Annotated in this window: 2 protein-coding genes; both read left to right on the forward strand. The window is 43.4% G+C overall.

Annotation, left to right across the window (positions count from 1 at the left end; genetic code table 11):
• Positions 1–1,273: T9SS type A sorting domain-containing protein (locus IH598_13245; GenBank protein ID MBE0639476.1), on the forward strand; the 1,273-nt coding region annotated here is incomplete at its 5' end.
• A gap of 315 nt (positions 1,274–1,588) precedes the next feature.
• The coding region (locus IH598_13250) for a hypothetical protein (protein ID MBE0639477.1) at positions 1,589–14,584 on the forward strand (12,996 nt) is incomplete at its 3' end.

The raw sequence follows: 14,584 nt of genomic DNA on the forward strand, positions 1-14,584 counted from the left end.
AACCAGTGATATCGACAATGGAACCGTAGTCATATCCCTGGTAGCTCAGCCTTTGAGTCCATGTGCTGTTGTTGCTACCAGCCAGGTTACCCTGCAGGTGAACTATTGCCATGAACTCATGATTCCGCAGGGTTGGTCAGGGCTCTCTTCATTTGTCAATCCGATTGATCCTGCTATGGAGGATGTGTTCCAAAGCGTAGTCACTGACCTCATTATCCTTCAGTCGCTTACCGGATTCTACTGGCCAGGTCAACAGATCAACACCATAGGCAACTGGAACACCCAGGAAGGCTATTCCATCAAAGTAACCAATCAGATCGAACTGACTATTGTCGGATCGAGGTCATCCAACAGGACATTGCAACTCAGCCAGGGCTGGAACCTGATCCCTGTGTTGAGCGAATGTGAGGCGGAAGTGGAAGCACTTTTTGCAGATAAAGGGGTAATTGTAGTCAAAGAAGTAGCCGGATGGCAACTTTACTGGCCGGCATTCAGCATCAATACCTTGCAAATCCTGCAACCAGGCAAAGCGTATTATGTACTGATGGGCAATGCTGAAACAATCACCTATCCGGGTTGCACCAAAAGCGGAACCTCTTCAGTGATCAACTCTACCAATCCGAATATGATGGAAATCATCGGGAACGCGCCATGGACAATGACCAGCCGAAGTGCAGCTACCCATATCATCGCTTTCCCCAAACAAGCCATCAGTGAGTCATTGATCAAGCCTGGCGACTATATTGGGGCATTCGACGAAAATGGCAATTGCTATGGAATGATACTTTGGGAGAACTCAACAATGAGTATGATGCTGTTTGGAGATGACCCAACAACTGCCATGAAAGATGGCTTCACAGCCAATGAACCGGTCGAACTCAGACTTCATGTAGTCACAACAGGCACAGATTATACACTCGAGTTAACATGGGATGCCAGCTGGCCACAGCAGAATGGGACATTCGCCGCAAACGGCATCAGCGCCATTGCCGGAATCAACCTTGGAACGGCACTGTCAGCAGAAGATCAGAGCAGCAATAAAAATGATGTGCTGATCTATCCCAATCCGGCAGGCGAAACGCTTTTCATTGATCTTGTTGATCAGCAGGAGATTCAGTTGATCATGACCGATATGCACGGAAGGGAAATGCTGCGACAGAAACTACTCACGCTTCGCAACCAGATTGATCTGACGGTATTGCGCAGCGGAATTTACCTGTTACAGCTCGAAGGGAAGGATTTTAAGCGCATCGAGAAGATCATTAAAAGGTAAGATGGACTATAAATCTGCTTTTTAATTCATTTTATATTAAAGCCCTGGCCATGCGCCGGGGCTTTTTTAATTGCTTGTCCTAAAAGAACTTTGTAAATTGTACTCTTATACAAAAATAAGTCGAAATTGACATTGTTGTTGACAGCAAAACATTTATAACATATAGCTAAACAATTAGTTATTATTTACCGTCTATTATTTACCATCCATTTAAGATAATTTAATATTTGAATCATTCCCATGAACTTCCATGATAGTATTATTGCACCATTTTACCAAATAATAACCTAAAAACTTTCTTCAAGAATCATTATTATGCAAACATCTACTAATCAATTGTTTAAAACGACTTCAATTTTAAAAAGGAGCTTTTTTCTTCTATCATTAATTTTAATCAACCTGGGTGGTTTTTCGCAAACTCCTATTGCCTGGTATTCCTTTACCGGCAATGCCAACGATGCTGTTGGTTCAAATCACGGCGCCGTAAATGGCGCTACCCTTACCACCGACCGCTTTGGAAATGCCAACAGCGCGTATAGTTTTGATGGGGTGGATGATAATATTTCCTGCAACTTCGGAACCAACCTTACATCGGCTTTTACGGTGAGTTGCTGGTATAAAATGCCATCGCTTCCTGCGGCTAATACTGTTTACGAAATTCTAAGCAAGCGAAGCTTATGTGCCAGTGCATTCACCGATTTTCCATTTGGATTGAGTGTGAACGCTACTGGAAATGTGACGGCATTGTTTTCAAAAGGTGATGATTTTACGGCTGAAAACATTTTACAATCGGATGCATTGGCGGTTAATCAATGGAATTTCATTACAGTTACATTTAATGCGAATAATTCAGCAGAACTCTATATTAATGGAGTTTTAGCTACATCGGAAGTCATCAATTATGAAGTGTCAGAAAATGCGCAGAATTGGACGATAGGCAGAGCTTCACAAGAAAATCTATCAGGTTGTCCCATTACAAATACGCATACCAATGGTTTTATTGACGAAGTTAAGATTTACAACACTGCCCTAACGGAAGCACAAGTACTGGCAGAGTTCAATTCATTTATAGGCCAAAACTACCGCAGCATCACCTCCGGCGACTGGAGTTCGCCTTCCACCTGGGAAGTATTTGACGGAACTTCCTTTGTCCCTGCAACCAATGCACCTACGAGTGCTGATGGGGTAATAACGATACGAAATGAACACAATGTAACAGTAAACAGTGCTGTTACGGTTGACCAGGTTGTGGTAGAAGTTGGAGGAACATTGACGCAAAATGGTGCTATTATTTTAAACAATGGAATCGGAAATGATTTATCAGTAAGCGGAATTTGGGTTTGGAATGGCAGTTCTATAAATGGAAGCGGTGAAGCTTTAATAGCTACCGGAGGCTTACTTAACCTGGTAACCGGAAATGACAAGGTATTAGGAGCAAACTTTATTAATAACGGCACTATTGACTGGCAGGATGGTGGCTTGAGATCTTCAGTAAATGGCCTTATCTTGCAGAACAACGCTTTTTTTACCATCAGCGGTAACAATGGTGCCGATCAGATCAACGGAACAGGAAACTTCATTTTCAATAACAATGGAACTTTTACAAAGACAAGCAATGGTGGGACAGGACTTAATCACTTTTCGCTGAATAACTTAGGCGTACTGAATATTAATGGCGGTACACTGGTTTTTGCCAATGGAACCATCAATAATTCATCACCCATCATTTTATCCAATGCTACATTAGCAGTTAATGAAGGGTTAACGTTTAACTGGAATACCGGTTCAGCCATCACAGGTAGCGGAGTTTTGAGTTTTAATCACCCTGGATCTACATTGGTTTTAAATAATGATATGGTTATTCCATCCACCACTTCATTGGTTCTTGCCTCCAATGTTACCGGTGCAGGGAATCTTACCTGTAACGGTGCGCTAACACTCGACTCTTATTATATAGAGATAAACGGACCGGGAACCTTGGCAATAAATGAAAACAGCATCTGGAATGCTGCAAGGTTAAACCGGGTAACTACGGTTGCTAACGGCAAAACACTTACGATGGCTGGTGGCAGCGATAAATGGTTAGGCGCAAACCTGACTAACAATGGAACCATTGACTGGCAGGATGGCAGCTTCAGGTTCACAGCGGCAGGTGTCACTTGTACGAATGCCGGTTTGTTTACCATTAGTGGTAACAACGGAACCGATCAGATAAACGGAACAGGAAACCTTAATCTTATTAATTCGGGAACGCTAAAAAAAACCAGTACAGGAACAACTTCGTTCAATCATTTTTCATGCACCAACAATGGCACTATTCAAGGATTGGGCACCTATAATTTTATGTCGAACCCAATTACAGGCAATGGATCTATTGCGCCGGGCTTATCTCCCGGAATACTTACTATGGATGGTCAGCAACCTCTTTCAGCAAACAGCACACTGGAAATTGAAATTCTTGATGGAACCGGAGCAGGAAGCGGACACGACCAATTGCAACGAAATGGAGACTTGACCCTTGCAGGTACCATCACCATTACCGAAACGGGCATCGTACCAAATGGTGTTTATACCATTATCAATCTTACATCTGGAACCATCAGTGGCAGTTTTGCTTCTGTTAATTTGCCGGCAGGTTACACTTTGCAGATTAATGCTGCCACAGTAACTGTTACCAGGTCTTTGGCTGTTGAGGCAAACTACGCCAGCCAGTTTGGGAATAGCATTGTAATGAATGGAACCAATGATTTCGTTGATTGTGGTAACAATGCTGCATTAAATATTACCTCCAACCTTACCCTGGAAGCCTGGATAAAACCCACGGCATTTGGAGTTTTAAGGCAAATTTTACACAAGGGTGGAGGATCGAATCCAGACCGGGAAGGATTTCAATTAAGAATAGATGGGGGTGCATCTGCAGCCATTGTAATAGCAAATGGCAGCACGTTTGATGCTGCCAATATTACATTTTCAATTAACGATTTGAATAAGTGGATGCATATAGCAGGTGTTTACGATGGCACTACCATAAAAATATATCGTAATGGCATTCTGGCAGAGTCTAAATCAACTACGCAAACTCTTACCCACAATACCCAGCCACTTTTAATCGGCAAACGGAGTGATGGCTTTAATTTTGAAGGATCCATTGACGAAGTCTGCATTTGGAACACTGCCCGCACGGCCACCGAAATACAAAATAACATGAATGTCCAACTTGCCGGTAACGAAACCGGCCTGGTTGGTTATTGGGATATGAACCGAATCGGGCAAGGTGCAGGTTTAACAGTTGAAAATAAAGCAACCGGAACCGGTGCGGTATTAAATGGAACTACGCAGGGTACTGCTACCACTCCTGTATTCAGCAATGAATTTAACATCCCGGTTTTAATTGCCTACTACCCGCTTAATGGCAATGCCGCCGACAGCAGCGGAAATAATCTGCACGGCACTATTATAGGTTCTGTGCCTGGAGCAACTGATCGAAACGGGAATGCCAACGGCGCTGTTTCATTCAATGGAAATACGGCTAACCGGATTGAAGTAGATGATAACATACTGCTACACACCTCCAGCATAACCATTGCAGCCTGGGTAAAATTGAATTCCTTAGGCGGAATAAAAACTTTTGTGGATAAGCCCATGGGCAATAATGTTTCTGACTCATGGCATCTGGGGACTGAAAATAGCAATTTTTCGTGCTGGCACATGAATGACCCGGTCAACTTTAATCCATACTCCCAAGTCACTTCACCTGCAAGCACCGGTCAATGGCACTATGTTGTAAATACATTTGATAATAACTCCAAACAGCATAAACTCTATATTGATGGTGTTTTAAAAACCACCAATACATTCAACAGCAGCATTGGTTACGATAATAGTAAACTCTATATTGGTGCTGCCATTGAAAGCGGAGGTTTAAATTTCCCGATGGACGGTCTGATAGATGAGGTGAAAATATACGATAAAGCTTTAACGGCAGCGGAAATCACCAATGAACTCATGAACGATTTAACAGCAAGTAAGCCCGGTAGCGGCATTGCACTGAGTTTTGATGGAGTGGATGATTTTATTACCATCCCCAATTCTCCTTCAATAAACTTTGGCACTAATAACTTTTCTGTAGAATTCTGGATAAATTCTTCCGATCTTACACGAGAAATTCTTTTCCAGAAAAGGGATGATTGTAATGGTGGTCCAACAAATAATTTATGGGGAATAGAAAAAAATGCTTCCGGTGAAATTTCATTTGAGGTCAATGCACCAAGTGTAGCTATAGTAATCCCAAATGCAATTGATGGAAAATGGCACCACATCTTTTTTACCAGAACCGACTCGGAACTAAAAGGATACAAAGACGGTATCCTCGTCGCATCTGTTGCTTCATCAGGTGTGAATGTAAGCAATAACACCGATTTAAAAATAGGTACAGGCGTATGTAGCCCTTTCTATCCTGGCAACGGATTCCCTACTGCCACTTTAGATGAAGTAAGATTGTGGAATGTTTCTCTCACCGAAACCCAAATCCGCGACCGGATGTGCCAAAAAATCACATTATCCGACCCGCTTTACGCCAACCTTGCTGCATATTACAATTTTGATGAAAGCACCGGCACAACTGCTTTTGATGCCACAGCCAATGCAAATCATGGCACACTAATTAATGGCCCTGCAAGAGTAATCAGCGGCGCAGCAATCGGCGAAACATCAGTACACAATTATGTAAGTTCAGGATTTCCGGGAGCTTCGCTTACACTGAACGGACAGGATAATTTATCGGTCGTTTATACAGCCGGAACCTATTCATCCACAGCAGGTACACATATCTATGGGGTTAATGAAAATCCAAATTCTCAAAACGGCGTTAATGCAATCAGTGGTAACCAAAAATACTTCGGTGTGTTTACTGCTAATATTTCAAACCCTGATTACACCACAACATATAATTATACCGGTAATCCTTCGGTTGATTTATCGAATGAAAATGACTTACAGCTTTTTAATCGCAGCAATAATGCTTCAACTGCCTGGACCAACACAAACGCCACATTAAACACCACAAATAAAACCTTGCTTACTTCAAATCAGCAGGGAGAATTTATGATTGGAACAACCCCGCTGCAGGAAACCATTGTACTTCGCAGTGGTACAGGCGATTTTGGACAGGCAGATGCCAATGTTAAAATGCTTGTAGGGCCATCAGGTACGTATTTCCCAGATGTATTTACCAGTGCCGATTTTACAGCCGCACGAACCGGCCCGCCCGCATTGGTCACGCAAAATCACCCGGCATGGATAGCTTCCTTACCTGCTGACCCTGACGCCAGATGGATCAATAATGTGGGTAATTATGGCGGTGGTAATACATGCCTCTATGCCATCGACTTTATGATAAATGGCAATGTTACAAATGCAGATATAGACTTTAATTTCGCTGTTGATAATGTATTGGGAGGGAATCAGAATCAGGGTGTTTATATCAATGGTCAGCCTCTCTCAGGTAATACTGCTAATATTGGCAGTTACTCAGAACAGTTCAACATTAACAGGAATGATATTGTGCCTTTGCTTCAGCAGGGGTTAAACACATTGTATGTTAATGCTACCGATTTAGGCCCACCGGGAGCAGTAATTTTTAGTGCGACCCTCAACCTGATTTATAGTAATAGCAACCCTGGTTTTATTGCTGCACCACAAAGCAGTTGTCTGGCCATAGTGCCAAATCCTTTAACCGGAACTCCTGCTTTCAACAATGATCCGGAAACCACATATCAATGGCAGGACAGCGTTCCTTCCGGCAACTGGAATAATATTCCGGAGGCTACCAACGGAAATAGTTTTGCGCCGCCATTGCTGAATACACCAACGTATTATCGCCGCCTGGCTACACTTAACGGAATAACAATTTCGAGTAATCTGGTATTTTTGGATATTCGGGGCGCCATCAGCCCAAACATCGTTCCGGTAAATGAATGGAATGTGTATGCCTACAATGGCACCGATTTGAACTTAGGCGCAGGCACCAGCTACCAGGGCTATTATTCGGTGAGCGGTTTGGTTGTAAATTCCGAAAGTCTCTGGGGTTCCAATTCGGCACCTTCATCAGCGCCGGGTTATAAAGGATGTGCTGTGAATCAGGCGCCATGGACTTTAGCTGTGAAGCGGCAGGGTTTTACCGAAGGAAATTACATCCTAAACATTACCTCCGTTGATAACAGCGTTCGTGCTTACCTGGATGGCAACGAAATTTTCGCTGCCGGTGGATTTGGACCCTATCCGAATATTACCTTGGGTGCATTAAATGCCAATTCCGTTATCGAAATCAGAGCCGAAAATTCGGGCGGACCCGGCTACTTAAATTTTAATTTGCAAATCTCAGCCCTGCAAAGTGGAACGATTGGATCGAACCAAAACAATTGCGGTAGCTTTACCCCGGCGCCACTCACAAATGTTGCAAGTGCCTTTGGGGGCTCTTCCCTCAATATTTCATACCAATGGCAGCAAAGCGCCGACAATCTCACTTTTGCAGATATCAGCGGAGCAACAGCATCAACCTATCAGCCAGATTTTGTTGCCGATTTTATTTATATAAGGCGCAAAGCCTTTAATGCGAATGCTGAAGAAGCATTCAGCAATGTGGTTTTCCTGAAAAATGCCTTACCTGCCGTTCCTGTTATAACAGCAAGCGGCGCTACCACTTTCTGTGATGGTGGAAGTGTTACATTGACTTCCAACAGTGCAACAGGAAACCTATGGAGTAACGGCGCAACCACCCAAAGTATCCTCGTAAACCTGGCGGGTTCTTACACGGTAAGTGTAAATTCGGAGGGTTGCACCTCAGCGCCTTCCGAGGCTGTAGTTGTAACTGTTCTTCCGTTACCGGAAGTTTCCATTTCCGGATCATCGGCATTTTGCCCCGGTGGTTCTGCGCAGCTCACTGCATCCGAAAGTATTTCATACCTCTGGAATACCGGCGCCACCACCCAAAGCATCACGGTTACGGAGCCCGGAATTTATTCCGTTACTGTACCAGGTGAAAATGGCTGCGAAGGTTCTGCCCAGTTTACTGTTGAACCTTTTCCACTTCCTGTTAGCCCGGTAAGTTTGCTACTCCCGGCCGACAGTACCTACGGAATTGCAGATCCGGTAACCTTTTCTTGGTCGGCTGCTGCAAATGCAACGGCCTACGACCTTTATATCTGGCGGACAAACCAGCAGAAACCTGCTATTCCATCAGTTTCAGGAATTACTGGAACCAGTTATACCTACACCGAATATCTCAACAAAAACTATATTTACAACTGGCAGGTGGTGGCACGAAACCTTTGTTACCAGGGCGAAAGCGCTGTCCGGTTTTTCTCATTTTATGTATTTACCGACCTTGCTGTTGAGCAGGTCACCATTCCATCAAACGCGGTTGCCGGCGAAACGGTTTCTTTTGACTTCATCATCAAAAATATTGGTAGCGTAGGTACGGGCATCATCCCCTGGAAAGATGATATTTATCTTTCGTCATCCCCCATATTTGACATAAGCACAGCCCTCAAAGTGGCATCAGTCAGCAATAAATCTTCACTGAGCGCCGGTATGAGTTATACCAACAGCGTAAATATTGTTTTGCCGCAATACCTCGAAGGATTGCAATATGCTTTCGTTAAAACCGATGCCAATAATATTATTCAGGAAACTGATGAAACCAACAATGAGTTGGGATCGCAAAATGCGATACTGGTAAGTTTGCCACCTTATCCTGATCTGGCAGTGAATGATGTACAATCGTTGAGCGGAAACATCGTCCCCGGCGAAAGTCTTACTGTTGGCTGGAGTGTTGAAAACATTGGCAATGCCTCTGCGGTAGGAGGATGGAGCCAGCGTGTTGCGATTATTTCCGGTGCGCAGATTCAAATTCTTGGGTATGTCCAAAACACCGAAAGCCTCGAACCTTCAGGAAGTATCGCACAAAGTTCGGGTTTTACTGTTCCGCAGCAATTAGGAATGGAGGGCGATGTATATCTTCAGGTGAAACTGACACCCAATGATGGTTTAATTGAGAAGCCAAACGGCACGTTAAATAACACTGCACTGTCGGCTCAAACCATCATGCTCGAAAAACGTTTAGCCATTTCGCTTCCACAGCCAACCATCAACGAAAATGAGCAGGCTCCTTTACAATGTATGATTTTCAGGAGCGGAAACCGTGATGAAGCCCAGGTTGTGAATCTTTCGTTTTCGGAAGAAAACCGTGTTACTCTCCCATCAATAATCATCATACCTGCTAACCAGGCAGGTGCAATGTTCAACATTTCGGCCATTAACAATAATCTGACTGAGGGCAATATTGCGCTCCAAATATCGGCAGATGGAAATAATTACCCAACGGCTGTTGCCCAGCTTACGATTATTGACGATGAGGTTCCGGGACTTTCGGTAAGCATAGATAAAATTGAGGCTTCCGAAGGAGAAACTTTCCAATTGACTGTAACCCGGGATGTAGTTACAAACAACCCGCTTACAGTTGCCCTCTCCACAAGCCGGCCCAATCAAATAAATTTACCGGGATCAGTGATTATTCAGGGTGGCGAATCATTTGCTTCCATCGAAATTCCTGTATTAAACGATAATACACCCGAAATTACCGAAAGTGTTTCGCTTAATGCTTCCTCGGTTGGATTTGTGCCAGCATCAACTTCAATTTCAATTGTTGATAACGACATTCCTCAGATTACCTTTACCATTGATCCGGTTTCAGTATCGGAAGCCGGAGGACCCTATGCCTCATGGGGTAACGTAACTTTAGCACAACCTGCCAATGGAAATCTGGTAATCCAGTTATCGGCTAACCTATCCGGACAACTTTATTTTCCTTCACAAATATCCATACCAAACGGACAAATACAAAAGCAGTTTAATGTTGGGGTTGTTGATAACAATATCCTCGACGGAGACCGGGAAATCGCCATTACTGCAGCGGTATTCATACCATCGTGCGGCTGCGGGGCACCCTCGGGAACTGTTGGAGAATCGGCTCAAAGCATCACCATCTTCGACAATGATGGCCCATCGCTTTCAGCAAGTTCCAATCCTTTTGTAGTTTTCGAAAATCAAACCAATGCCGGCATTCTTACGATAACAAGAAATACCCTTGGCGGAAATGAAATCGCTCTATCCATCGAGCATAACGGCGATGATGAAATCGAAATTCCGGCAACCGTAATATTTCCTGAAGGCGCAACTTCCGTGGATGTGCCATTCAATACGCTTGATGATGGAATTGAAGATGGAAACCAGATCGTTTCGGTAAACGTATCCTCCGAAAATTATAGCTCCGGCGCATGCTGGATCATGGTAAGCGACCGCAATCTACCCGATTTCGTGGCCCAAAATTTATCATTATCCAAAAATTCAATTCTCATTAACGAAAGCCTGGATATTGGTTTTCAAATCGCCAATGAGGGTTTCGCCCTTGCTGCCAGTGGTGCGGAGGTTAAATTTTATTTATCTTCCGATGCCCAGATTGATAATGGTGATGTTTTAATTTCAACACAATATATTCAATCGGTTTTGACGATAGGTGGTTCTGAATTAATCAGTACCAGTTTTATACCTGAAACAACGGTCGGTAATTTCTTTATCATTGCCAATGTAAATGTAAATGGTGCTTTAAATGAATTGGTGGCAATTAACAACACTTCTGTTCCTGTTCCGCTTTCGATATCGCCTGATTATACTGCAACTGCATTTGTAAACGGAGATGTTTTTAACGGAACCTCACCAATAACAATAACCGGAGTTACTGAAACAGTTGCAAAAAGCCCTGCACCCAACAAAGCTGTTGATGTGTATGTTGTGGTAAATGGCGCCAGACGTGTTTTAAATGTGGTTAGTAACAATGCCGGTGAATTCAGTGTCAACTTCTCACCTCTGAATGGTGAGGCCGGCGAATATTTCGTTGGCGCTTGCTTTCCTAATCAGGGATTGAGTGAAGCACAGGATGAATTTACCATCCTGGGAGCAAAACATACGGCCACAGATTTTATTAAATGGGATATGTTTTTGAATGAAACAAAACCATTTATCATTGATATTCAAAATCTTAGCAGTCTTGTGTTAAACAACGTGCAGTTACAAGTAGTGTCTGCACCTCCGGGGTGTACGGTAAATTTTGTTCCTGTACCCCAACTTGCGGGAAATTCCATCGCAATAATGAGTTATTCAGTCACTGCTACTTCGGTAACTTCGGGCAATCTTTATCAGGAAGTTAAGCTCCAGCTCACATCAGCCGAAGGCATAAAATTCAGGTTCAGTGCATGGTTTTACAGTCAAGCAACCCGTGGAAACCTAAAGCTCGACCCGGTGACCCTCAACAAAGGTATAGTGCGGGGAAGCATCAATTATGCCGAGTTTGAAATAATAAATAACGGAATGGATCAAACCGGACTTATCAAGGTGATATTACCTCAGAACAACTGGATGTCACTGGCATGTCCTGACACAATATCTTCATTACTCCCAGGACAGTCAGCAAGTGTTACTTTAACCCTTATCCCAGGTGACGATTTGCAGTTAAATAACCCGATAACTGGACAGATAGCACTTTCAGCAACCAATGCAAATAGTGTGGCCCTCCCATTCTCGTTCGAACCGGTGTCGATTGAAACCGGGAGTCTGCTGGTAGATGTTGTGGATGAGTATACTTTCAACACCGAATCTGCTCCACATCTTGAAGGTGCAACAGTAGTTGTTTCGCATCCATATACCGGGCAAATTATTGCCCAGGGATTAACCGATGTAAACGGCCATTTCCTGGCAGAAGAATTAAGCGAGGGTTTTTACAACCTTAAAGTTACAGCGCTTCATCATGGAAGTTACCAGAACAATATTTATATCGAAAAGGGGATTGTCAATAATGAGGAAGTATTTATTGACTTCCAGGCGATTACTTATTCATGGGAAGTTATCCCAACACAAATTGAGGATCAATATGTGATTAGTTTAGTCGCTGTTTTCGAGACCAATGTTCCGGCACCGGTAATCGTTATGAATATGCCTGATTCTTTGCCCCAACTGGCCAATGGCGAAGTGTTTCCATTCATTCTTACATTGACCAACCATGGTTTAATTACAGCACGGGATGCCATTGTAAAATTACCAGATGACCCGGAATATTTGTTCACTGCCAATGTAAATATTGTTGATATTCTTCCTCAAACCTCGGTTCAGATTCCTGTTATCATGGAACGAAGACCTGAGGGTAAATCTTCTGAGAATGGGGGAAATTGCAGAAATTTTGCAAAAGTTACCTATAAGTATATATGTGGGCCCAATGATCAGATAAGGTTTGTTATGGAGGAAACAATCCTTAAAGGCAGGTATTGTAGTGATGCGGCATTTACAGGAGGGTCGTATGGTGGAGTCGAATTTTTGTACAGCCCGGGAAATGGTTCCTCTGCGATTACCATTGATGATATTTTTCCTTTCTCAATACCGACCACCATTATTGTAGAAGAAAAAAAAGGATGTGATCCCTGTTTACTGGAATTTTTAAATGCCATGCTGGGATGTACAAGCTTCTCGCAAGCCGGTAACGGTTTTAGTGGTAAAAGCATTAAGGGAGGCACCATTGGTACTGTTGTTAAATGGGTTGCACAAAAGTACCCTTCTTATGTAGCCTTAAAAGAGACTAAGGACAAGTTAGAATGTGCCTATAATATAGGTCATTCTCTTGGTTGTAAGATAAATGAAGGGCTGGGGGAAAAGTCCGGTGAAATAAAAAGTGGGGTACCTGCCGAAATCATCCTGGCACAGGAGGATATGTTTATGGCGGATAAGGGATTTCATGCAATAATCAATATTGCTGATGAAATTTACAACAATGATCTTTTATTCGAAAGAGAGGATTTTGGGATTTTTAATGATTCGGTGATGAGCAATATCAGTGGATTGCTGCCTTTCGATGACGACAGGCAGTCAGCATTGTTGAATATTTTCAGCAATTCTGATATCACACCTGGCGACATCACCGGATTTGTTAACCGTTGGAATTCAACGATGGATGCGTGGGACAATAGCATTTATTCGCCAACGCCTGAATTTCCGGATGTGGTTGATACAGTTTTACTTTACAATCATATGCTGCAATTTGATTCGGCAATGAATTATGTCGAGCTGCAGGGATTATCAACTTTACCCGAATTATACAACAGAGCTTTCGGTATTATTGAAGGATATACTGAGCAGGAATCCAACTCGGTTTGCGCCAAGGTATCAGTTCAGTTCTCTCAATCCCTCACCATGACCCGCGAAGCTTTTGAAGGAACACTGACTATTTTTAATGGCCATGAAACCGATGCCATGCAAAACATCATGCTCGACCTCGAAATCCGTGATGAAGAAGGAAATCTGCGGAACGATCTTTTCCAGATCAACACCCAGGCACTTAACCTGATAACCGGAATTGATGGATCAGGCACACTTGGCGCGCAGACAGAGGGAAGTGCAGTAATTCAGTTTATTCCCGAACGGGGAGCAGCGCTGGATGTCCCAAAATATTATTCCTTTGGCGGCACGCTTTCTTATCTCGATCCTTTTACCGGCGAGATTTTCGAACAAGCTTTGTTCCCTGTAACTCTGCAGGTTAATCCAAGTCCAAACCTTTTCATTGATTACTTTATGCAACGCGATATTCTGGGTGATGATGCCCTTACCGAACCCATCGAGCCAATGGTACCCGCAGAACTGGCCGTGATGATTGACAATCAGGGTGCAGGAACGGCATACAGCGTGAACATCGAATCGGCACAACCCGAGATTATCGAAAACGAAAAAGGACTTTTGATTGACTTTAATATCGTGGGCTCAAACCTCGGTGGTAAACCCACCCAGCTTGGGCTTTTAAATGTTGATTTTGGTAGTATCGAAGGTGGTAAAATTGGTGTTGGCCAGTGGTGGTTTACCAGTTCGCTGCTAGGGCATTTTATTTCGTACGAAGTTAAAGTTAATCACCTCAACAGTTTTGGTAATCCTGATTTGAGCCTTGTCAGCGATGTTCAGATTCATGAACTCATTAAAAGTGTTTCGGTGTATGGTCTGTTAAACGACAGCATTGGCGACTTCCTTGTGAATGATATTCCGGATACAGACGACATTCCGGATGCACTTTACTACTCGAGTGGAATCGTTGCTCCCGTTTATCAGGCCAATAGCGCAACAGTTGATGGTCCGGTTAGTCTGAACGACCTGGAAATTGAACTCACTGTAACGCCATTTGTAACAGGATGGAACTACATAAAAATCAATGACCCCGGCAAC

The sequence above is a fragment of the Bacteroidales bacterium genome, assembly GCA_014860585.1.
GTDB lineage: Bacteria > Bacteroidota > Bacteroidia > Bacteroidales > 4484-276 > RZYY01.